General features: G+C 57.2%; 22 protein-coding genes, 1 other RNA gene and 1 pseudogene. 14 read left to right on the top strand and 10 right to left on the bottom strand.

The genetic code is table 11. From position 1 onward, the window contains the following. Positions 1-46 precede the first annotated feature (46 nt). Positions 47-1,054: a Bug family tripartite tricarboxylate transporter substrate binding protein gene (locus ACZ1HJ_RS01590; protein WP_472720621.1), complete on the bottom strand. Its 1,008-nt coding sequence runs from the start codon at positions 1,052-1,054 to the stop codon at positions 47-49. Positions 1,055-1,186: 132 nt separating this feature from the next. Between ACZ1HJ_RS01590 and ACZ1HJ_RS01585 the strand changes: the two genes are divergently transcribed. From ACZ1HJ_RS01585 to ACZ1HJ_RS01575, 3 genes are read left to right on the top strand one after another with little or no spacing between them, the layout of a single operon-like run. Beyond that, entirely contained in the window at positions 1,187-2,278 is a 1,092-nt protein-coding gene (locus tag ACZ1HJ_RS01585; RefSeq protein ID WP_472720620.1) for an isocitrate/isopropylmalate dehydrogenase family protein, read from the top strand. Then, positions 2,275-3,306: a Gfo/Idh/MocA family protein gene (locus ACZ1HJ_RS01580; RefSeq protein ID WP_472720619.1), complete on the top strand. Its 1,032-nt coding sequence runs from the start codon at positions 2,275-2,277 to the stop codon at positions 3,304-3,306. Before ACZ1HJ_RS01585 ends, ACZ1HJ_RS01580 begins: the two co-directional genes overlap by 4 nt. Continuing rightward, on the top strand, positions 3,303-3,974 hold the full coding sequence (locus ACZ1HJ_RS01575) for a GntR family transcriptional regulator (RefSeq protein WP_472720618.1): 672 nt from the start codon (positions 3,303-3,305) through the stop codon (positions 3,972-3,974). The genes ACZ1HJ_RS01580 and ACZ1HJ_RS01575 overlap by 4 nt, the downstream gene beginning before the upstream one ends. Positions 3,975-3,984: 10 nt before the next feature. Here ACZ1HJ_RS01575 and ACZ1HJ_RS01570 read toward each other — a convergent pair whose 3' ends face one another. Then, complete coding sequence (locus tag ACZ1HJ_RS01570; protein WP_472720617.1) at positions 3,985-4,614, bottom strand: ribonuclease T2 family protein; 630 nt, start codon at positions 4,612-4,614, stop codon at positions 3,985-3,987. Positions 4,615-4,745: 131 nt separating this feature from the next. On the opposite strand from ACZ1HJ_RS01570, the gene ACZ1HJ_RS01565 reads away from it, so the two are divergent. Together ACZ1HJ_RS01565 and blaOXA are read left to right on the top strand one after the other, a co-directional pair. Next, positions 4,746-5,501 (top strand): DUF1013 domain-containing protein, encoded by a 756-nt coding sequence (locus ACZ1HJ_RS01565; RefSeq protein ID WP_472720616.1) that lies wholly within the window; start codon positions 4,746-4,748, stop codon positions 5,499-5,501. 341 nt (positions 5,502-5,842) lie between these two features. Beyond that, positions 5,843-6,628: a class D beta-lactamase gene (blaOXA, locus tag ACZ1HJ_RS01560; RefSeq protein ID WP_472720615.1), complete on the top strand. Its 786-nt coding sequence runs from the start codon at positions 5,843-5,845 to the stop codon at positions 6,626-6,628. A gap of 48 nt (positions 6,629-6,676) precedes the next feature. On the opposite strand, the gene recR is transcribed toward blaOXA, so the two are convergent. The 4 genes from recR to ACZ1HJ_RS01540 are packed head-to-tail and all read right to left on the bottom strand — an operon-like array spanning position 6,677 to position 9,779. Then, positions 6,677-7,270, bottom strand: coding sequence for a recombination mediator RecR (gene recR, locus ACZ1HJ_RS01555; RefSeq protein WP_472720614.1), 594 nt, complete (start codon positions 7,268-7,270; stop codon positions 6,677-6,679). Positions 7,271-7,283: 13 nt separating this feature from the next. After that, the gene (locus ACZ1HJ_RS01550; protein WP_472720613.1) at positions 7,284-7,628 is read right to left on the bottom strand and encodes a YbaB/EbfC family nucleoid-associated protein; all 345 of its coding nucleotides are present in this window, start codon (positions 7,626-7,628) and stop codon (positions 7,284-7,286) included. A 13-nt stretch (positions 7,629-7,641) separates the two neighbouring features. Next, positions 7,642-8,034: a hypothetical protein gene (locus ACZ1HJ_RS01545; protein WP_472720612.1), complete on the bottom strand. Its 393-nt coding sequence runs from the start codon at positions 8,032-8,034 to the stop codon at positions 7,642-7,644. Then, on the bottom strand, positions 8,010-9,779 hold the full coding sequence (locus ACZ1HJ_RS01540; RefSeq protein ID WP_472720611.1) for a DNA polymerase III subunit gamma/tau: 1,770 nt from the start codon (positions 9,777-9,779) through the stop codon (positions 8,010-8,012). Before ACZ1HJ_RS01540 ends, ACZ1HJ_RS01545 begins: the two co-directional genes overlap by 25 nt. Before the next feature lie 143 nt (positions 9,780-9,922). Here ACZ1HJ_RS01540 and ACZ1HJ_RS01535 point away from each other — a divergent pair, with 143 nt between their 5' ends. From ACZ1HJ_RS01535 to ACZ1HJ_RS01525, 3 genes are all read left to right on the top strand, one after another. Then, positions 9,923-10,858, top strand: a complete 936-nt coding sequence (locus ACZ1HJ_RS01535; RefSeq protein ID WP_472720610.1) for a PilZ domain-containing protein — start codon at positions 9,923-9,925, stop codon at positions 10,856-10,858. Positions 10,859-11,009: 151 nt separating this feature from the next. After that, positions 11,010-11,849: a KPN_02809 family neutral zinc metallopeptidase gene (gene ypfJ, locus ACZ1HJ_RS01530; protein ID WP_472720609.1), complete on the top strand. Its 840-nt coding sequence runs from the start codon at positions 11,010-11,012 to the stop codon at positions 11,847-11,849. Between the two features lie 6 nt (positions 11,850-11,855). Then, positions 11,856-12,362 (top strand): protein-tyrosine phosphatase family protein, encoded by a 507-nt coding sequence (locus ACZ1HJ_RS01525; RefSeq protein WP_472720608.1) that lies wholly within the window; start codon positions 11,856-11,858, stop codon positions 12,360-12,362. 22 nt (positions 12,363-12,384) lie between these two features. On the opposite strand, the gene ACZ1HJ_RS01520 is transcribed toward ACZ1HJ_RS01525, so the two are convergent. The 3 genes from ACZ1HJ_RS01520 to nudC all read right to left on the bottom strand — a co-directional run bounded on the left by ACZ1HJ_RS01520 (position 12,385) and on the right by nudC (position 14,870). Next, entirely contained in the window at positions 12,385-13,308 is a 924-nt protein-coding gene (locus tag ACZ1HJ_RS01520; protein ID WP_472720607.1) for a CehA/McbA family metallohydrolase, read from the bottom strand. Positions 13,309-13,406: 98 nt separating this feature from the next. Continuing rightward, positions 13,407-13,874, bottom strand: a complete 468-nt coding sequence (locus ACZ1HJ_RS01515) for an SRPBCC family protein (protein ID WP_472720606.1) — start codon at positions 13,872-13,874, stop codon at positions 13,407-13,409. Positions 13,875-13,913: 39 nt separating this feature from the next. After that, positions 13,914-14,870: an NAD(+) diphosphatase gene (gene nudC / locus ACZ1HJ_RS01510; protein WP_472720605.1), complete on the bottom strand. Its 957-nt coding sequence runs from the start codon at positions 14,868-14,870 to the stop codon at positions 13,914-13,916. Positions 14,871-15,175: 305 nt separating this feature from the next. On the opposite strand from nudC, the gene ACZ1HJ_RS01505 reads away from it, so the two are divergent. The 4 genes and pseudogenes from ACZ1HJ_RS01505 to ACZ1HJ_RS01490 all read left to right on the top strand — a co-directional run bounded on the left by ACZ1HJ_RS01505 (position 15,176) and on the right by ACZ1HJ_RS01490 (position 17,654). Next, on the top strand, positions 15,176-15,952 hold the full coding sequence (locus ACZ1HJ_RS01505) for a metallophosphoesterase (protein ID WP_472720604.1): 777 nt from the start codon (positions 15,176-15,178) through the stop codon (positions 15,950-15,952). A 17-nt stretch (positions 15,953-15,969) separates the two neighbouring features. Further along, positions 15,970-16,743, top strand: a pseudogene (locus ACZ1HJ_RS01500) (5'-nucleotidase C-terminal domain-containing protein); the annotation flags it as partial. Positions 16,744-17,065: 322 nt separating this feature from the next. Then, positions 17,066-17,162, top strand: an RNA gene (gene ffs, locus ACZ1HJ_RS01495) — signal recognition particle sRNA small type. Between the two features lie 90 nt (positions 17,163-17,252). Next, a complete protein-coding gene (locus ACZ1HJ_RS01490) occupies positions 17,253-17,654 on the top strand; it encodes an ACT domain-containing protein (protein WP_472720603.1) in 402 nt (133 codons plus the stop codon). 37 nt (positions 17,655-17,691) lie between these two features. Here the strand turns inward: ACZ1HJ_RS01490 and ACZ1HJ_RS01485 are convergent, their stop codons facing one another. Continuing rightward, complete coding sequence (locus ACZ1HJ_RS01485) at positions 17,692-18,525, bottom strand: prephenate dehydratase (RefSeq protein WP_472720602.1); 834 nt, start codon at positions 18,523-18,525, stop codon at positions 17,692-17,694. 119 nt (positions 18,526-18,644) lie between these two features. Here ACZ1HJ_RS01485 and ACZ1HJ_RS01480 point away from each other — a divergent pair, with 119 nt between their 5' ends. Continuing rightward, positions 18,645-19,871, top strand: coding sequence for a c-type cytochrome (locus ACZ1HJ_RS01480; RefSeq protein ID WP_472720601.1), 1,227 nt, complete (start codon positions 18,645-18,647; stop codon positions 19,869-19,871). A 175-nt stretch (positions 19,872-20,046) separates the two neighbouring features. Then, positions 20,047-21,984 carry an extracellular solute-binding protein gene (locus ACZ1HJ_RS01475; RefSeq protein WP_472720600.1) on the top strand — a complete coding sequence of 646 codons (1,938 nt, stop codon included), beginning with the start codon at positions 20,047-20,049 and terminating at the stop codon, positions 21,982-21,984. Positions 21,985-21,989: the final 5 nt, after the last annotated feature.

The following is a 21,989-nucleotide window of genomic DNA, read 5'->3' as shown; positions in this document are numbered from 1 at the left end:
AAGGGGGCACACTCACAGCGCCCCCGGTTTCATTTTCTAAGCGTTCTCAGGGTTTTTCGATGCCAAGTGATGTGGGATCGACGGTTGTCGCGCCAAGATCCTTCAGGGTGTAGGCAAACGTGCTTTCCAGGTTTGCAAACAGCGCTTGGGCCTCTTCGCCATATTGACCACCGACATCATAGTTGTTGGCTGCGGCCCATTCGGCGACCGTATCTGACGCGATGGCTTTTTCGAAAGCAGCACCCAGGGCTGATTTCACATCATCGGAAGCGGACGTGTGCACGGCAAAGCCAATGGCTTGTTTCAGCGGCAAATATTTGTCGAGCCCATCGTAGAGATCAAAGGCAGAGGGAACCTGATTGCCAGCAATTTCCACCGGGTCAGGTGTCAGCATGGCGAGCGGTCTGAGTTGCCCCCCTTCGATCAGGGCGGCCTGTTCGGCCAGAGACGTGACAACCAAGGCAACTTCGCCCGCGATTGCCGCCTCCTGACCAGGCGCAGACCCTTTGTAAGGGATGAATTTGAATTCAGCGCCCGATCCGTTTTGGATCGCCAACAGATTCAGGTGATGGATCGATCCGGCACCGGATGCGGCTGCGGGAATGCTGCCCGGGGCGGCCTTTGCGGCATCAACAAGCTCTTGCAACGATGTGTAGGGGCTTTCTGCAGGCACGGAAATCAAATCCGGTGACCCGCCTACGATAAACGGATACCAAAAATCGAATTTCTTGTCCCATCCACCCTGAACAGCGGCTGTCACATTTGATTCCGAGAGGCCGACCAACGTGTAGCCGTCATCGGGTTGGTTCATCACGTAGACCATGCCGTTTGATCCTGCCACACCACCGGTCTGGTTCGTGACATTGATCGATACGGGCAGGTGTTTTTCCATCTCTGCCATGATCATCCGGTTGATGCTGTCCGTACCGCCGCCTGCGCCCCAAACGACTGCAGTTGTGATGTCGCGATACGGGTATTCTTGTGCGGTCACAGCTGATCCCAACCCGGCGATCAGCGCGCTTACCGCTGCAAATTTTCCAAGACGACGCATCATTTGTATTCCTCCCAAGAAATTGTGCGTTTTATATTGTATTTAATTGCGTATGTATTAATGCATACATTGTCAATAACAAGATGCCCTTTGCCAAAATATGTGCCAAACCGGGTGAGAAGGACGAAGGCCAACATGACCCAGAATTTCGAAATCGCGGTTTTTCAAGGAGACGGGATAGGCCCTGAAATCATGGCGCCGACGGTCGAAATTCTGTTGCGGCTGTCGTCAGTGTCATCGGGGTATTCCCTCGGGTTTACGGACGCGCCCGCGGGGGCTGCGCATTTCGCGCGTACCGGCGAATCTTTCCCGGATGCATCCATGCAACTGGCTAAAAGCGCAGATGCGATTTTGCTGTCGGCCATGGGGCTTCCGGATGTGCGCTATGCGGACGGTACTGAAATTTCGCCGCAGATTGACCTGCGAAAGGAACTTGACCTTTTTGCCGGGGTGCGTCCGGTCAGTGTCTTGGGCGGGCGACATTGCCCTTTGACCATTCCACCGGGCAAGAGCATTGATTTTGTGCTGATCCGCGAAAGCACTGAGGGATTGTTTTACTCGCAAGGCCAAGGTGATGTCAGCGAGACTGAGGCCCGAGAGACATTGCGGATCACCAAAGATACATCTGAAAAGCTCTTTCGTTTCGCTTTTGATCTGGCGGCACAGCGCAAATCAGATGGGCGTGGGCCGGGGCGTGTCACCTGTGTTGATAAGGCCAATGTGTTCCGCGCGTTCGCCTTTTTCCGGGATCTGTTTGATGCAGAGGCCGCCCGCCACCCGGAGCTTCAGGCCGATCATGCCTATGTAGATGCCACCGCGCTGTGGATGGTTCAAAAACCGTGGGATTTCGACGTTCTGGTGACCGAAAACATCTTTGGCGACATTCTTTCGGATCTGGGTGCGGGCCTGATTGGCGGCCTTGGGTTGGCACCGTCTGCCGATATCGGGCTGTCGCACGCGGTGTTCCAACCCTGCCACGGGTCCGCCCCGGATATCGCGGGCACCGGCACCGCCAATCCGTTGGCCATGATTCTGTCGGCCGCAATGATGCTGGAATGGCTGGGTTTGAAACATGGCAACGTTGACGCACGTGCGGATGGTGTGCGCCTGCGTCAAGCGGTGGAAGACACGATCGCGGATGGCACATGCCTCAGCCACGATCTTGGCGGAACCGCGGGTACGGCGGATGTTGCCAAGGCCGTCATTGACGCCATGCTGGTGTCGTGAAACAGCCGGTTCCCTTGCGTGTCGCCTGCGTGGGTGCGGGGTATTTCAGCCAGTTTCACTATGACAGTTGGGCCAGGATGCCCCGTGTTGCATTGGTTGGCGCCTGTGATCGGGACATTGACCGCGCCCGGGCCACAGGCTTGCCGGCTTTTGACAAGCTTGATGAGATGCTGGCGGCTACACAAATTGACCTTCTGGATGTAATTTTGCCACCTACGGCACAGGCGGCCACGATCCGTGCTGCGCTCAAGTCCGGGATCAAAAACATCATCTGTCAGAAGCCATTTTGTATTAATCTGGCTGAGGCGCGCGCTGTTACCGCTGAGGCGGCGGCAGCAGGTACCAATCTGGTGGTGCACGAAAACTTTCGGTTTCAGCCCTGGTACCGCGCAATCAAAGACCAGCTTTCAGCGGGTGCCGTCGGCGCGGTGCACCAGATCACGTTTCGGCTGCGCCCCGGCGATGGTCAGGGTCCGGATGCCTATCTGGATCGACAGCCGTATTTTCAAGAAATGCCGCGATTTCTGGTGCATGAAACAGCGGTGCATTGGATCGACACCTTTCGGTATTTGCTCGGTGAGCCGTCGGCGGTTTACGCCGATTTACGGCGCCTCAACCCGGCAATTGCCGGCGAGGATGCGGGCCATATCATCTTTGATTTTCCAAACGGTGCGCGGGGTCTTTTTGATGGCAACAGGCATCTGGATCATGCCGCTGATAATCTGCGCCGCACCATGGGGGAAGCGTTGGTGGAAGGCACCGACGGTACGCTTTGTCTGAGCGGCGATGGGTCGCTGACGCTGCGTGCTTTCGGGACCGGGGCTGAAACGCAGATTTTAGCGGCAGATAAATGGCAGGGTTTTGGTGGTGATTGCGTTCATGCCTTGCAAAATCATGTAATTTCAAGCCTTCTGGACGGAACAGATCTTGAGAACCGGGCCGCGGATTACCTCAGCGTGATAGAAATCGAAGAGGCCATTTATACGTCGGCGCGGGATGGACGGAAAATCGAACTAGGTACAGTGTGACGATCAACAAACCGATATCCAATACGCAACGTGCCCTGCATGACCTGCGCGAGATGATTTTTTCCGGGGATCTGGCCGCCGGAACGGACCATTTGGAAAGCGAGTTGGCCGCGCAATTGGGCATGTCGCGTACCCCGGTTCGCGAAGCGGCGTTGATGTTGGAAAGTCAGGGGTTGCTGGAGGTCAGACCCCGCAAGGGCGTGCGCATCCTGCCGGTGTCACCTGGTGATATGCGCGAAATCTATGACGTTCTGACCGAGTTGGAGAGCCTGGCGGCGGAACGTGCGGCGCGTCAGGGGTATTCCGACGCGGAATTGCATGCGCTTGCCGCAGCGATTTCTGACATGGATGCGGCAATTGCAGCCGAAGACTTGTACGCCTGGGCGGAGGCCGATGACCGGTTCCACGGCGAACTGGTTCATCTGGGCAAAAACAGCCGGGTCGAGATGATTGTCGACATGATGCGCGATCAGGTCCGGCGTGCGCGGGCGTCAACCTTGTTTATTCGCCCGTTGCCGACGCAATCCAACGAAGACCATCGCGTGGTTTTTCAGGCCATTCGCGATCAGAAACCTGATCTGGCACGCGAACGCCACCGCCAACACCGCCAGCAGGCGCAGAGCATCCTGATCGCCTTGTTGGAAAAGCATCGCCTGAAAAATCTTTGACGGGCATGGCCTAATCGATCGGATCAAACAGGGCGTCACGCATCCGGCAATCGCGGATGACATCCCGTCCGCAAGGTACCGGCGTCAAATCCTTTGACACACACAGGCGCGCTTCCTGAATGCGGCCTTCGCGGCAGGTGATCGTCAGCATATCGGCGTCCCATTCCGGGTTGGCCTTCAGGAAAGCGTCTTCAATGACCTTCGCAGGGAGCCTGACGGGCTTTGATAGTTTGCGGAAAACGTCCGGGCGATTGACCGACGCATAGGCCTTTCGCGACAGGGCATAGTAATCGGCCGCCGATAGCCCCGTGCATGAACCATGCTTTTTCCATTGGTACCAGGCAAGACCGGACGTGCCCATGATATCAGCCATCTCAGCTGTCATTGCGCGGGACGGCGGGCGCTCGGCCGATTGGCAATGGGCAGGAAATCCCCGGTGATATTGCGGCCAGAGCCCGTGCAGTATCCAGCCATAATCCGCAGACACGTCGCATTGCGGAGAGCCGCGTGCGTCGCCTTCCAGAGCGCACCATGTCGGTGACCAACTGAGCGACACGACGTAATAGTCGAATTCTCCCGCACGTTCACCATCGGCCATTGCCGCAGCAGATGTGAGTAGAAGGATCAAGAGGGCGCGCATATTTCGGTCTTTCTTTTCCCGTTCAACGCCACTATATACCGGCCAAGTTCCCCGACAACGGAAACCCGTCCCGGCCCCCGGGACCGCCCTTCCAGGCGACGGGAAAGATATGCGTGAAGGAGACCTGAGATATGGCAAAGCCGCTAATGGCCCGCGCCACCGCTGTTTGGCTGGTGGACAACACAACGATCAGCTTTAAGCAGATCGCGGACTTCGTCGAAATGCACGAGCTTGAGGTTCAGGGCATTGCCGATGGTGATGTGGCCGCGGGTGTCAAAGGCTTTGATCCCATCGCCAACAACCAGCTGACGCAGGATGAGATTGACGCGGCTGAAAAGGATCCGCTGCACAAGTTGAAGCTCAAGTTCAACGCCGCTGCACAGGGTGAAGAAAAACGCCGCGGGCCGCGCTATACGCCCCTGTCCAAGCGTCAGGACCGTCCGGCGTCGATTCTGTGGTTGGTCAAGTTCCATCCGGAACTGGCAGACAGCCAGATCTCGCGACTTGTGGGCACGACCAAGCCGACCATTCAGGCCATTCGTGAGCGGACCCATTGGAACATTTCGAACATTCAGCCGATTGATCCGGTTGCCCTGGGGCTGTGCAAACAGTCCGAACTGGATGCGGCTGTGCAAAAAGCGGCGGCGAAAAAGGCCAAGGAAGGCGGCGCGATTGATGACGACGAGCGTCGTAAGTTGCTGAGCACAGAACAGAGCCTGGGTCAGGAAGCAGAGCCGCGTATTCCAACGGCGATTGAGGGTCTGGAGACCTTCAGCCTGAGCGGTGACGCGGAAGAAGAGGGTGGCGAAGAGGACAAGGAATTCGACGCCGACAGCTTCTTTAACCTGCCGGAAAACGCAGGCGAGGACGAAGACGAACAGCCCTGATGCCTTGTTCTCGTTATGAAATCAAACCCGGTCGTTCGCTTCGGCCGGGTTTTTTTGTGTTTGCCGTCAATCGCCGCCTTCGAACGCGCCTGCTTCGTAGGAACCCAAAGGATCATTTTGTGAAGCACAGCCACTGATGCCGGCGACCACTGCCAAAACCACAAAAGAACTTTTGAAAAATTTCATAATTGCTCTCCAGAAACTAAAATATGTCTGACCGCGAAGTGTGCAGCGAATATTCGCCAACATGCAAGCGTGTAATTCGAATGCACTTGTGCCTGCTTCCAAATGATCACAACTGGCAACGTGATCTGTCAAAATCCAAAACGGATATGGGTATCATGCGCTCTCTGCTTTTCGCTGCTTTAATCTTCCTCTTGCCGCTGCCAGCGCCAGCTCAGGAGATTGTCGAACGACCAGATCTGCAAAGTGTTTTCGACCAGCATGGCGTTGGTGGTTCCTTTGCGCTTCTGGATGTGACGGAGAACCAGTTGATTGTGACCAATGCTGCAAGGGCCGGAACGCGTTTTATCCCAGCCTCGACATTCAAAATCGCCAACAGTCTGATTGCGCTGGAACAGGGCGTTGTGGCGAATGAGGATGAAATCATCCCGTATGGCGGGGCGCCGCAGCCCATCGAAGCCTGGGAAAAAGACATGTCGATCCGTGATGCCATTAGGATATCCAACGTTCCGGTTTTTCAGGAGATTGCACGGCGGGTCGGCGTGGCGCGCTATCAGAGTTGGCTGGACAAACTACACTATGGAAACGCCACCATTGGGGAAGATGTCGAACACTTCTGGCTGCAGGGGCCGCTCAAGATCAGTGCGGTGGAGCAGGCGAAATTCCTGGCTTTGCTGGCGCAACAGGAGCTTTCGGTTTCAGACCAACATCAAGCTGTCGTTCGGGACATTCTGCGCCTTGATGCGAAAAACAATTCCACGCTTTATGGAAAAACGGGGTGGACGACGGCGCCTGACCCGGATCTGGGATGGTTTGTTGGCTGGATCGAGCGAGACGGTCGCATTTACGCCTTTGCCGTCAACATTGATATGTCCGGGCGGTCGGATGCGCCAAAACGCATTTTGGTTTCAAAGGAATTGCTTGCGCGTGTCGGAGTGTATTGACCGGATCAGATTTTCTGCCACGTACACGCGGCGCAACCGATCAGTCTGTCAAAGCGCTTTGCGGGCGGACAAGGCCGCGCTGATCGTTCCGTCGTCCAGATAGTCCAGCTCGCCACCGATGGGGACGCCCTGCGCCAGTGAAGTCAGTGTCACGCGACCCTCGAGCTGATCGGCGATGTAATGCGCGGTTGTAAGCCCGTCGACCGTGGCATTGAGCGCGAGAATGACTTCGGTAATCGCTTCGCTGTCGACCCTGTCGACCAGTTTAGGAATACGTAGCTGTTCCGGTCCAACTTGATCCAGCGCACTCAGTGAGCCGCCCAGCACATGATAGCGCCCCTTAAAGACGCCTGCGCGTTCCATCGCCCAGAGATCGGCCACATCCTCGACCACGCAGAGCATGCCATTGGCCCGTTTTTCGGCCTCGCAGATATCGCAGATATCGGTGGTGCCCACATTGCCGCAGTTCAGACATTCGCGCGCGGTGGCGGCCACCGTTTGCATCAAATCCGCCAGCGGTGTCAGTTGTAGCTCACGCTTGCGGATCAGGTGCAGCACCGCGCGTCGGGCCGAGCGTGGCCCCAGCCCCGGTAGCTTCGCCATCATCTGGATGAGGGCGTCGATGTCGCGTGTGCTGTTCATGGGCGGCGGCGCCTCAGAACGGCAAATCCATGTCTTTGGGCAGGCCCATACCTTCGGTGATCTTGCCCATTTCTTCCTTGGCGCGCTCGTTGGCTTTTTGCTGGGCATCCTTGATGGCGGCAAGGATCAGGTCTTCGACCACTTCCTTGTCATCGGCATTGAAAATCGACGGATCGATATCCAAGCCCTTCAATTCACCCTTGGCCGTGCACGTGGCCTTGACCAGGCCTGCACCGCTTTCGCCCGTGACCATGATGGTGTGCATTTCTTCCTGCAGGCCAGCCATCTTTTGCTGCATTTCCTGCGCGGCTTTCATCATCTTGGCCATATCACCCATCTGGCCCAGTCCTTTGAACATATCTGCTCTCCCGTTAGTCCATGCGCTCAGTTTTTGGCGCGGTGTACAGAATCATTGCCACACATATCGCAGCCACGACCGCGATGAACAAGCTTGGGCTGCCGACGCATCCTTCGGCGATGGCCTGCAAAGTAACCTCATCGGGTTCCACAAAAGCCAGAAGCGACGCAAGTATGGTCCACAGCATTACGACAATAAGCCCGCCCCACATGCTGCGGAGCCTGACCACCAGGGCCGTTGCGAGCAACAAGACAAGCGATGATGGGGTCGAAAACAGGTTGATCGTTTCTGTCCAGGCGCTGGCCTCGGTCCCCGGCACCCAATAGGGGCGTTCCTTGTCACATACTTCGGCCCAAGCGGTGCCCGGCAGCATGGCAAGGATCAATCCTCTTCGAAGGGGTCCCATTCATCATCCACTTCGGGCAGCGCCTCGGCCTGCGCTTCGGCCTCTTGTTCTTCGGGCGTGCGGATTTGCGTGATACGCGCCTTAGGAAAGGCAGTCATGACGGCCTGGACCAGAGGGTGCGCAGCGGCTTGGGCCTTCAGCGCCAGATCCGCTGCATCGCGTTTTTCCGCGATGGTTTCCGCATTACTATCATTGACCAGCGTGACCGCCCACCTGTTGCCGGTCCACCGCTGGAGTGCGCCGCCCAATCGCTGTGCCAGATCGGCAGGCGCATTTTCTGTCGGCACAAATTCGATGCGGCCGGGTTGATAGGCTGCCAGCCGCACACATCCTTCCACCTCAACCAGCAGCTTCACGTCGCGATTGGCGCGGATCAGCTCCACCACATGGTCGAAGGTTGGAAACCGCGCGAGCGCATCCTCGACCTCGGTGGCCAGTGCCGCTTGCGGTCCTGCACTGGAGCCCGATGGCGCACGGGTGGATGCAACGGCAGATGCACCGCCGCTCGGTTCGTGCGCTGCACCGGTGTTTGCGGCAGGTTTTCCCTCACCAGAGGGCGGCGGCGGTGGCGGGTCTTTGAGTTTCCTGACCAGTTCATCAGGGCTGGGAAGATCAGCCACATGGGTCAGACGTATCACTGCCATTTCGGCGGCCATCATCGCGTTTGGCGCGGCGGCGACCTCATCCAGCGCCTTCAACAGCATTTGCCACATGCGCGTCATCACCCGCATCGGCAGGGCGGCGGCCATGGCCTGTCCCCGGGTGCGTTCATCGGGGCTGATCGTGGGGTCTTCGGCGGCTTCGGGCGTGATCTTGACCACGGATATCCAATGCGTGACCTCTGCCAGATCGCGCAGCACGGCCATTGGGTCGGCGCCTTCGGCATATTGGCCCGACAGCTCCGTCAGGGCGCCGGCGGCGTCGCCTTTCATGATCAGATCAAAGAGGTCCAGCACCCGGCCCCTGTCGGCCAGACCCAGCATGGCGCGAACCTGATCCGCCGTTGTTTCGCCCGCGCCGTGGCTGATGGCCTGATCCAGCAGCGATGTGGCATCGCGCGCCGATCCTTCGGCGGCCCGTGTGATCAAGGCCAAGGCGTCGTCGGTGATTTGCGCCTTTTCCGCACCCGCGATCTTCTGCAAAAGCGCGATCATCACTTCGGGTTCGATGCGGCGCAGGTCAAACCGCTGGCAGCGGCTGAGCACTGTCACTGGCACCTTGCGAATTTCGGTGGTGGCAAAGATGAATTTCACATGCTCAGGCGGTTCCTCGAGCGTCTTCAAGAGCGCGTTGAAGGCCGAGGTGCTGAGCATATGCACCTCGTCGATGATGTAGATCTTGTAGCGCGCGGAGGCCGCCCGGTAATGCACGCTGTCGATGATTTCACGGATGTCGCCCACCCCGGTACGCGAGGCCGCATCCATTTCCATCACGTCCACATGGCGGCCTTCCATGATCGCGGTGCAATGTTCGCAGGTGCCGCAGGGTTCGGTCGTGGGGCCGCCATTGCCATCGGGGCCGATGCAATTCATCCCCTTGGCGATGATCCGCGCCGTGGTCGTTTTGCCGGTGCCGCGAATCCCGGTCATGATAAAGGCCTGCGCAATCCGGTCCGCCTGAAACGCGTTCTTCAGCGTCCGCACCATGGCATCCTGCCCGACAAGATCGGCAAAGGTTTCGGGCCGGTATTTCCGGGCAAGGACCTGGTAGGCGGTATTTTCAGTCACGCGGGCGCTGCCTGTCATCTGGGATCTCGCACCCCGTAACCTATGGGTTGGTATCCGTGAGGTCCAGTTCGCAAGGCGCCCGTTCGTGGCCAATTCGCAAGTATCCTTATCTTAATGAGTTTGCGGCACGTTCGGCAGCGTTCTTGAACGGGATATTGTCCATGCGCGCTGCAGCGTTTCTGACATTTGTTTTTGTGATCAGTTTTTTGGGTACGTCGGCACGTGCTTCCGAAACTGGTAGCTGTGAATTCCTTCGTCCGCTTGTCGAGTTGCCGGGTGCGTTGGAGTCGGTACGCAGTGGAAAAGGCGATGCGGATGCTTTCAAACAGAATTTGAACCGATCCCTGAGGGGCCTTCGGGACCAAAGCACGATGGCCATCTTTTCGCGCAAAGAGCAGCGCGTGATGCGAATTTTTTTAGCCGCGGTGCGTGAAGACTGGAAGCTCAACGGAACGTCGACCGGCGGTCGCAAAATTGTGGGTCTGACACAGGCATCGACCAAAGTTCAGAATCAAATCACTGATATTGTTTCGAAATTTGGGTGTGAACCGCCCAAATCCATGACCGAGTTGCTAAAATTGCAATTGAAATACGGGCCGGTCAGCCCGTTGGCGCTCCTCTTGATGATCTTTTTGATGTTTGTTTCGGCAGTCGTGATCTACCGCGTTGTCATGTCGCGACAACCCATGGCACGCAGGTTGTGTCACATTCCAGCCGTGCTGCACTATGACGGTTTGAGTGCCACCACGATCATCAAGGACATCAGCCGCGGCGGTGTGATGATCGAGTTACCGGTTGAAAAATTCGCCCCCAAGACAACGGTTGTGATCTTGCCCGGGTATGAGTTGCCCGCCACGGTCGTATGGATCAACAGCAATTTCGCAGGGTTGAAATTCGACAATGTTCAATCGGCGCCGATGGTGAATGCCGTAATCGCAGAATCGGAATCACAAAGCAAAATTCCCGGTGCGACATATGACACGTCGGGGCGGTCTGCCGCCGAAACTGAGGCTTTATCCGGCAGGTCACCGTCATCTAAGGATCCGCTGAAAGGCTCTCTCCCAAGCGGGTCGTTAGAGGTACAAAACACACGGTAGTTTTTGCGTATCTCATGCTGAAAACACTTGAGATGTCCGACACGAAGGTAACGACCGTGCGCCTCATGAAAAACAACGTCTGGCTTTCCCCCTAGGCAAGAATTTCTCAAACGGTGTATGCTTGTGGGAGAATCCTCGGGGGAGAATACAAATGCGGTTAAGGGGTGTGCGCGGCAGCCGGAATGTTGAAGATCGGCGCCGTATGGGTGGTAAAGCCGGTGCTGGCATTGGTGGTGTCGGGCTTTTGGTGGTCTTGGCGGTCGGATATTTCGCCGGGATTGATGTCTCTCCTTTGCTTCAGGGGCAGGGTGCGTCCTCTCAAAGCAGTGCGCCCCGGGAGCTGACCGCAGACGAGAAAAAAGCCGGAGAGTTTTCGTCGCGTGTCCTGGCGACAACCGAAGAAGTTTGGGGCGAAATTTTTCCCGCGCAACTGGGCCGGGAATATCGCCCGCCGGTGATGGTGCTTTACGCCGGCGTCACCCGCAGCCCCTGTGGCAACGCGTCCGGCGCGACAGGTCCGTTTTATTGCCCGGCAGATCGCAAAGCCTATCTGGACACGGAATTTTTCAGCACCCTGTCGCGTCAAATGGGTGCGAGTGGAGATTTTGCCGCGGCTTATGTAATTGCACATGAGGTGGCGCATCACGTCCAAAATGAATTGGGCATTTTGCCAGAGATCAACAAGCGACGTCAGTCCGTCAGCAAAACCGAGGCCAACGCGCTGACGGTTCGGTTGGAACTGCAGGCGGATTGTCTGAGCGGCGTTTGGGCGCGCTCGGTTTCGGGCATGCTGGAGCCCGGTGATCTGGAAGAAGCTCTGAACGCGGCCCGCAAGATTGGCGATGATCACCTGCAAAAGCGATCCGGTCGGGTACCGCAACCGCACACTTTTACCCATGGCACGTCGGAGCAAAGATCACGCTGGTTTGCTACTGGCTACCAAAGCGGCGATCCGGGTCAATGTGATACGTTCGGGACCGACCGGCTCTGACCTGGAATGACCAGTTTCGTGATTTACGCCGTGCCGGTTGCGCATGGTATACTCGCGCTCAGCCCCTTGCCTGGTCGCTGGGGGGACTACCGTGGTGACATGTCCCACGTGCGAGACTGGCGCCCTGCGCTCGTGATTTCACTGACGACGCGGGCAGAAATGGTCATGTTTGACGCGGAAAATCTGGGGCCTGATGTGCAGGACATGGGCACGCGCTGGATACATCTGCCCATTGATGATTTTTGCGCACCAAACGAAACAGCTGCGGATTTGTGGCCGGATGTAAGTTCGTCGGTTCTAAGTGCGCTTGAAGGTGGTGGCCGGGTATTGATCCATTGTAAGAAAGGCTGTGGCCGTTCAGGTATGGTGTTGGTGCGACTGATGGCCCAAAGCGGAGAGGCCCCTGCTGACGCGCTGGCGCGTGTTCGGGCGGTCAGGCCGTGCGCGGTTGAAACCGATGTGCAGATGCGGTGGGCTTTGACCGGTCTAAGCGACCACCGCCCCGTGCCCTGAAGCCATTTCGACCACTCGCGGATCAGCGGCGCCAGATGGGGTTTGACCACGCTTGTTTGCCAGCGCTGTCAATGATTGTCACCCGTATCCAAGGGCTGTTCTTGAGCCGTTTGAGTTCAAGAGAGGCGTGCGTCATTGAGGCGCCGTGCACGGCTTGGGTCGCTGACCCCTGACCCTGGACGATCATCGTTTCAATAGCCGATGAAGACACTGTCACAACGTCCCCGTCCAAAACCACGTCTCGCAGGTCGGGGCCTTGGCTGGCGTAGAAATGTCCGGCTTTCAGCGCATTCAGCAGGGCGGCCGGTTCGTTTTCTTCGGCTTTCACCATGACCCAGCCCCCAAACGCATCCGGCGAAGCAAAATGTGCATCATCCGTCGCGATCAATGTGAGGTCACGACCCTCGGACAGCAAGAGATCGGCGGTCTGAAACCCGTCCGCCCTTGCGCTATCAACCCCGCATCCATGGTTATAGACCTCAACGGCATGCGCCGCCTCAATTGATCGGGCATCGGCTTCGGTCATACCTGACCAATGTGGGTGTGCCACGGCCACAAATGCCCCGGCGTCGCGTGCCCTTTGGGCAATTTCCGGGCCGGTTTCCTGTCCGTCAATCGCCATAAAATCTGGGCTTTCAGACGGGGCAAAATCTTCCGGTAAACCCACGGCCAACACATGCCAGATCTCGCCGTTTTCCATCGCGCCGGAGTGCAACTCGGCGCCGGGAATGGTGGTAAAACCGTTTCCCCGGAACGCGATCGTATCGGCGATCGGATAACCGTAGAGTCCAACGAAGTGATCGGTGAGACTGATGAAATCATAGCCTTCCGCATGGTACCGGCGACAGACTTCTTGGGGCTCCAGAGCGCCGTCGGACAGGTTGGAATGTGTGTGAAGGTTGCCGCGATAGAATTGACCCGGCGCGGTGAAGGCGGTGAGCGCCATGCGGGGACCTCATGTGTTGGGTGATCACTTGGTTTGACCCTATCAGCGGCTTTGGCCGGATCAACCCTGCACAACACGAAAAATGTGAAAAAGACGCGTCAGGCCTGGCGGGCAAATCGGTCTTCGAGCTCGCGCGCAAAACCAGCGACCCGCGTCTTGTAACGGCTGGTCAGATTGTTGCGGGCCAGCTTGAGCGATTGCACAAGAAGGCGGGACGAAAGATTGACCGGGCGCAGTTCGATTTCCATGCTCATCCGGGTGCGCGCTCTGGACAGGGCGACAAGATCAACAACCATGTCTCCGCCCATCGACGGAGAACGCGATGACAACACCATGCAATGGGGGACATCGAGGGTTGTCAGTTCCATCTGCAATTCGCGCATTTTTCCGCGAAGTTTGAAGGCAACATCCCACGCCATGCCCACACCAACTTCGGATAAATTGTCAATTCGCTGGACTTCAGCGCCACGCCGCAGTGCGGACCTTTCGAAAGCTTGGAAATCCGTGATCTGTTGGAAAACAAATTCTAAGGGAGCCTCAATATCTTCCCGTGCGCTGAATTTCATGGGTGGCCTTCTTGTCGTCTGCTCGGGCGCATTGTCGCGTTAATAAATGGTATCCGCAAGCCAGTTATGCATTAAAAAATGCGCTATTGCGCCTTTTCGGGCTGGAGCAAGGCTTGGATGCTGCCCGGCAAAAGCGCGCAAGATTTCCTCGCGGGGAAACCACTTGGCATCTTCAATTTCCACAGGGTCGATGGTGATCTCGTCGTTCAGCGCAGCCCCGGCGCATCCCACCATGAGCGAGGATGGAAAAGCCCAAGGCTGGCTGGCGAGGTAGGATACATCGCCAACGCGGATACCGGCCTCTTCGAAGACTTCGCGCCGCACCGCTGCTTCGATGGTTTCGCCCGGTTCGACAAACCCCGCGAGCAATGAATACATGCCATCGGGCCAGCCGTGTGACCGGCCCATCAAAACGGAATTTCCGCGTGTGATCAGCATGATAACAACGGGATCGGTGCGTGGGAAATGCTGGGCGCCACAGGTAGTGCACCTGCGCTGCCATCCCGATTGTGCCGGCTCACTTTGAGCGCCACAGCGGGCACAGAACCTGTGGCTGACATGCCAGGCCTGAACCGACTTTGCTGTTGCAGCAAGCTCCGCATCGCGGGCATCAAGCCGCGTCATGATCCTGCGCAATTCTGCAAAAACCGCGCCCGGGATGGCCGGATGCGCCTGTTCCGTCGGATCGTTGAATTGTGCCATCGCAGCTTCGTCCAACCCGTCCGGCACGTATTCCGAAATGTCATGCGCAAAAATCAAGGTGCCGGTTTCGTCACGTCCCAGCAGAATGGCATCTGAGGCATCTGGAAGGGCGACGTGATCCAGTGGCAGGCGGATCAGCTTGTCCAATGCATCAGCTGTCACCAAGGGTTTGCCGCGCCAAAGAAGGATGGTTTCAGAGTTTGAAACGCTTGCCAGCGCATTGGCATCACCACGCAGCTCTGCCGCGCGATCAAGAGCGCTGCCCCCAAAGGTGACGGATTCGGCGTTTTTCATTGTGAGGCCCCTTCAGCCGCGTAGCGCTATCGGTTGCATTTTCGTTCAATAGGGGCAAGGACGTTCCGCAAATGCAGCAATTGGAAAACAAAAGTGAATTAAACAACTTAAAGTTGTTTGATAAAAATTCATTCGTACTATAAGTATAGTAGCGGTCGTTCGGCATGATGGGTGCGTCATCTGTGCGCGAACATATCCAAATTAGAAACAAGAAAAGCAGGCGCAAATCGGTGGTCGATTTAGCAACATCATCAAGGTCAAGACGGCCCCCGCAGAAAGAGCCGCCGCATATCAGGCTCAGGCTGTTGGAAACGACAGATGTGCATGCCAATCTTATGCCGTTCGATTACTACACGGATCGCACGGTGTCGTCCTATGGTCTGGCGCGCACGGCCACATTGATCCGCCAAGCGCGGAATGAAGCTTCGAATTGCCTGTTGATGGACAACGGGGATTTCCTTCAAGGCACGCCGATCAGCGACCTGACGGCGCAACCGGGAAGTGGTTGGATGGGGCCGCACCCGGCCATCACAGCGATGAACTTCTTGGGATATGATGCCGCCGGTTTGGGCAATCACGAATTCAATTTTGGCTTGGAGTGGCTGCAGGCGGCCTTGGCCGATGCGAAATTTCCGATCACATGTGCAAACGCGTTGACCGAAAAGGCGTCGAGCGCCGAAGACGACAAAGCTCTGTTTCCTCCATATCTGATGCTGCACCGCCGTGTGAAAGACAGCCAAGGTGAAATGCATAGTTTGCGGATCGGCGTTTTGGGCCTTGTCCCGCCGCAAATCACGACTTGGGATCACTTTCACCTCAAGGACAGGTTGTTTGCCCGCGATATGGTGGAATGCGCGTTGACCTGGCTCCCAAAAGTAAAGGCGGCGGGTGCGGATATCATCGTCGGGCTGGTCCACAGCGGCATTGATGCAGACGAGTATTACCCCTGCAAAGAAAACGTCGCTCCGGCATTGGCGGAATTGCCGGATATGGACGCGGTATTGGCCGGTCATACCCATGAAGTTTTCCCCTCGCGGACCAAACAGATGTGGCGGGGTCCAGCAATCGTGACGGGACGTTGAACGGCACACCTGCGGTGATGGCTGGCTTCCGGGGCAATCATCTTGGCGTGCTGGATCTTTACCTGCGCAAATCCGGGGCGGCGTGGTCTGTCACCAATCACAAATCGCATGTCCGGGCGGTAAAGACGCCCGCCACTGCTGAACCAACCCCGGCTGATGCAGCTTTGCAAAAACTGTTGATGCCCGCGCACAAACATACGCTTGGCCTGATCCGCAAGCCGTTGGGGCGTTGTACCGCGCCGTTGCACAGCTATCTGGCGCTGGTGCGAAACGACCCGGCAACGCAGTTGGTCACGCGCGCGCAACGGGCCGCACTTACGCGGCTGGTGCAAGGGACGCCCGATGAAGATTTGCCAATCCTGTCGGCAACCGCTCCGTTCAAGACCGGCGGTCGCGGCGGTCCGAAGTATTTCAGCGACGTACCTGCCGGTGACATTTGCCTGCGCGATGCGGCGAACCTTTATGCGTTTCCAAACTCGCTTTGCGGGTTGCGCCTGACCGGTGGGCAGGTACGTGACTGGCTGGAACGCGCAGCGGTCTGTTTCAATCAGTTGACGCCTGGCCGGACAGACCAGCCGTTGTTGAACCCCAAAGTTCCTGGCCACAATTTCGATGTGATCCACGGGCTGAGTTATCAGATCGATTTGTCCGCCCCGGCCCGGTACGATCACACCGGAACGCTGGTCAATCCGACGGCTGAGCGCATCGTGAACCTGTGCCATAACGGCGCGCCGATTGACGATCATGCCACGTTCTTGCTGGCTGTTAACAGCTTCCGTGCGTATGGCGGCGGGCTGTTCCCGCGTATGGGAATGACTAATTTCGCGGTTGTGACCAAGGATCCAATTCGTGAGTTGGTCGCCAGTTACATCCGGGAGGCCGGAGTGCTGTCGCCGATAACCGATCCGATTTGGTCTTTTGCTCCGCTTCCAGGCACCAGCGTGACTTTTGAAACGGGCCCCGGCATACGCTGTTATCCGGACCACCTTGAGGCGATTGGGGCAGTTGACATTGGAAATGACCCCGAGGGGTTTGTGCAGTTGCGTCTGGCGCTTGACGGGCACGATGTTCAGAGCCTTGCGAATCCATCCGTGCCAGCCTATGTATCCCAACGAGAGGTTGGCGCGGGCGAGCGCCTCGCCAACCCGGTCAGATCCGGAAGGAAGCAGCCGTAACGAGCCCCGCTTGGGTCGTTGTCCAGCCTCTCACCCTTCCTCTTCATTCAGTTGTTCTCGAGCAATCACTTGCGCCCGCGTAGGCATTCTGATTTTCAGACATCGTAGCACGAGGGGGAAGGTAAATGTCCGGCGAAGCAGATTTGAATACGTTGATCCGTTCGATGTCAGCCACGCTGGTCGACGGCGTTTTCGTTTTTGTGACCCTTCCAAAAGGGGATGTTCCAGAGGGTCTGCATCCGCGCATGATCTTTCAGGAGAGCGAAGGAACCACGCTGATCTTGCTGCAGCAAAACGCGGAACGGCATCATCTGGCGTATGAATTCCCGTGCCGCATGATAACGCTCAACGTGCATTCCGCGCTGGATGCGGTTGGGTTTTTGGCCCGCGTGACGTCAGAATTGGCGGCGCAGGGCATGGGGGTTAACCCGGTTGCGGGGTTCTATCACGATCACCTGTTTATCCCGGAAGCGCGGGCCGATGACGCAATGAAAACCTTGCAGGACCTGGCCAAAAGCGTGGACTAGACCGGACTGATCCGGCCGCATACGCCGCGACTTGCCGTCAGTACCGGTTGGGGTCGGATGGGTAAACGCCCAGCATGGTGATTTCCGACGTGAAATAATCGAGCTCTTCCAATGCCAGTTTCACATTGGGATCGTCGGGATGGCCTTCGATATCAGCGTAAAACTGCGTGGCCGAAAACGACCCACCCACCATGTAGCTTTCCAGCTTGGTCATGTTCACGCCGTTGGTCGCGAATCCGCCCATGGCTTTGTAGAGCGCGGCGGGGATATTGCGCACCTGAAAAACAAATGTCGTCATCATGCCGGTCTCGCCGCGCCGCGCATGATCCGGCGTTTTTGACATCACCAGAAAGCGCGTCGTATTGTTGCCCTCGTCCTCGATATGTCGTGCAAGGACGTCGAGACCGTAAATCTCACCGGCCAGCTCACTGGCCAGAGCTGCCATGGCAGGGTCGCCCGCCTGCGACACCTGATGCGCGGACCCGGCGGTATCTGCCCCGGTGACCCGTGAAATACCGTGCTTTTTCAGGTAGTCGCGGCATTGCCCCAACAACATCGTATGGCTCATCGCCGCGGTCACATCCGCCAGTTTGGTACCCGGAATGGCAAGCAGGTTGATGTGCACGCGCACGAATGCCTCGCCAATGATGTGCAACCCGCTGTCCGGCAGCAGGTGGTGAATGTCGGCCACACGGCCAAAGGTCGAGTTTTCGACCGGCAACATCGCCAGTTCGGCCGCACCGGAACGTACTGCCGCGATGGCATCCTCAAAGGTGCGGCAGGGCAGGGCCTCAAGCTCGGGGTAAGTTTCGTGGCAGGCTTGGTGCGAATAGGCACCGAGCTCACCCTGAAAGGCGATGCGCTTGGTCATTTACGACTTTTCCTGTCAATTTGTGCCGGATGGGCATTTGGTCGCGGAAACTACACCTTGCGCCGGTCTAGGGGAAGCGGATAGATACCAAGCGACGAGATTCAAATGGAAACAGGCCTATGTTTGATACGATGACACTTACCAAGATCGTCGGCAGCCTCTGCGGAGCTTTGCTGATCTTTATGATGGGCAGTTGGGTGGCAGAGGAGATGTATAATACCAGCCCGGGTCATGGTGGTGACAGCCACGGCCAAGCCTATGTCATCGAAGTCGAGGAAGAGGATCAGGGCGGTGGCGCAGCCGAGGAAGGCCCGTCGCTTGCAGAACTCTGGGCGGTCGCGGATATCGACAAGGGCGCGAAGGTTTTTGGCAAGTGTAAAGCGTGTCACAAACTCGAAGACGGGGCCAATGCAACCGGGCCATATCTTTACGGTGTTGTCGGTCGCGATGTGTCTTCTGCCGCCGGGTTTGGCTATTCGGGTGCATTGAAGCCAGTTGTTGACGTCTGGACGCCTGAAACACTCAGCGCGTTTCTGGAAAACCCAAAAGGCTACACGCCGGGCACGTCGATGGGTTTCTCGGGTTTGAAGAAAGCCGAAGACCGGATCAACGTCATTGCCTATCTGGACCAGCTGGATGGCGATATGTTCGAGATGGCGGCCCCTGCGGCGGAAGAAGAAGCCGCGGTTGAGGAAGAAGCTGCAACCGAAGAGGCAGCTACCGAAGAAGCTGCTGCCGAAGACGCTGCAACAGAAGAGCCTGCCGCTGAAGAAGCCGTAACCGAAGAAGCAGAGGCGACGGAAGAAGCTGCGAAAGCAACCGAAGAGGAAGCGTCTGACACGGCGGCGGCGGAGGAACCTGCTGAGGCTGCAACCGAAGAAGCGGTAGAAGAAGCCACGGAAGAAGCGGCCGCCGAAGAGCCCGCGACTGAAGAAGCTGCCCCGGAAGAAGCCGCAACCGAAGAGCCATCTGCGGAAGAAGCTGTAACCGAGGAAACAGCCGCTGCTGACGCATCAGGTTTTGCGGCACTGGTTGCGGCGGCCGATGTGGCCGCGGGTGAAAAGGTTTTCAAAAAGTGTAAGGCTTGTCATGTGCTGGAAGACGGCAAAAACCGTGTTGGTCCGCATCTGGCCAATGTTGTTGGTCGCGATATCGCCAGTGCTGAAGGGTTCAACTACTCTGACGCGCTGAACGGCCTCGAAGGCGCCTGGACCGAAGACAACCTGAACGCGTTTTTGACCAAGCCGCGCGATTATGCGCCGGGCACCAAGATGGCCTTCCCGGGATTGCGTGACGAAGAAGATCGCGCAGCCGTTGTGGCTTATCTGAAAAGCGCCGGTCAATAACCGCCAAGATCTTTGAATGAAGCCGCCCGTTCCCCGGAACCGGCGGCTTTTTTCTTGAAAACAGGCCGGGTACGTCTTTGTTCAACTTTCCGCGCTTGAATGTAATGCCCTGCCTCCAGTAGCTTGCTTTCAACAAAAAAGGCGCCACATCTGAAAGCGGCAAGAGGAGAACAGTATGACCGGACCACGCAATCGGGCGGCAACCCGAACGCTTCAGGTGAACACGACGCTCAAATACGTTTTTGGCCTTATGGGGCTGATGATCGCGGCACTGGTCGCTCAGACGGCTCTGGCGCAGGACGAAAAGATCATCAAAAGTCACGGCTATTCCTATTTCGGCGAACTGACCTATCCGGCCGACTATCCCCATTTCAACTACGTCAATCCCGATGCACCCAAAGGGGGCGAGATTTCCATCGCCCTTGGGGGCACCTTTGATTCGATGAATCCCTATTACCGTCAGGGGCGGGCGTCGGCGCTGTCATCGGTGATGTATGAAAGTCTTTTGGGCGAAATTCTGGCCGGAAGCGGCGTTTTGCCGTCAGACGTTGATGGCGAATATTACGGCCTTCTGGCCCACACGATCGAATATCCGGAAAGCAAGGATTGGGTGATCTTTCACATGCGCCCTGAAGCCCGCTTTTCGGATGGAACGCCGGTGACGGCGCATGATGTACATTTCAGTCACAAACTGCTGTTGGAGCAGGGACTGCAATCTTACGCCGATGCGGTCAAGGCGCGTGTCCCAAACGCCGAAGTGATTGATGATCACACCATCAAATTCACCTTTGCCGATGGGTATTCACGGCGCAGCCTGATCGAAACGGTGGGTTTCACCTCGGTCTGGTCCAAGAAATGGTACGAAGAAACCGGCGCAAAGCTGAACGAAAGCCGGCTGGAAGTGTCGCCGGGCTCGGGGCCTTATGTGATCGGGGATGTCGAAGTGAACCGCCGCGTCACATTCGACCGCAATCCTGACTATTGGGGCTGGGATTTGCCCATCAACAAGGGCCGGCACAATTTTGACCGGATCCGTTTGGAGTATTTCGCCGATGCCACCGCCGCGTTCGAGGCGTTCAAAGCGGGCGAGGTGACATACCGCACGGAATCTGATCCGAAAAAATGGGCAACGGCGTACGAATTCCCGGCATTGGAGCGTGGTGACGTGGTGCGGCAAGAATTGCCAAATGGTAATCCGCCGTCGATGGGCGGTATCGTGTTCAACCTGGGCAAGGAAGTGTTGCAAGATATCCGGGTGCGTCAGGCCATCGCGCTTGCGTTCAATTTCGAATGGACCACACAGTCACTTTATAACGGGCTCTATGCGCAACAAAGATCATTTTCCAATGGTACACCGCTCGAGGCCAAGGGGCTGCCCGGTGAAGATGAAATTGCATTTCTGGAAACGCTTGGTGACGTTGTTCCACCCGATTTTCTCACCACAGAAGCGGTGGTCCCACACACGTCCGACCCAGACCGGCTTTTGACGCGCGACAACCGCACCAAAGCGAACCAGCTTCTCAAGGAAGCAGGGTGGAATGTGGTGGATGGCAAACGGGTGAATGCCGAGGGCAAGCCGTTGAAAATCACTTTCCTGCTCAATGCAACGTCGGACCCCACCGACAAGGCCATCGTCGAAAACTTTATCTCGAACCTCAAGAAATACGGGATAGATGCGCAGATCAACTCGGTGGATCTGTCACAATACACTGACTTGGAACGCAACCGCGAATATGACCTTGTGCTGGATGCCTACCCTTCCGTGACCGGTACTGGGGCCGGGCTGATGCAGCGGTTTGGTTCCGCAGACGCGGCCTACAGCCTTTTCAACCCCGCCGGATTGGCCAGCCCGCTGGTGGATGCGATCATTGAAAAATCGCTCTTTACGAAAAGCCAGGCTGAAGAAGACGTGGCGGTGCGGGTTCTGGACCGCGCGCTGCGGTATGAATTCTTTTTGATCCCGACGGGCTATGTGCCTGATTACTGGGTGGCGTTCTGGGATATGTATGAGCACCCAGAAGAGCAGCCACCTTATGCTTTGGGCGCGCTTGATTTCTGGTGGGCCAATGCCGAAAAAGCCGAGGCGCTCAAAGCCTCCGGTGCGCTGAGGTAACCGGC

The organism is Roseovarius sp. JB2-10 (assembly GCF_055693585.1).
Note: the sequence above shows the minus strand (reverse complement) of the source record. Positions and strands in the feature narration are given on the sequence as shown.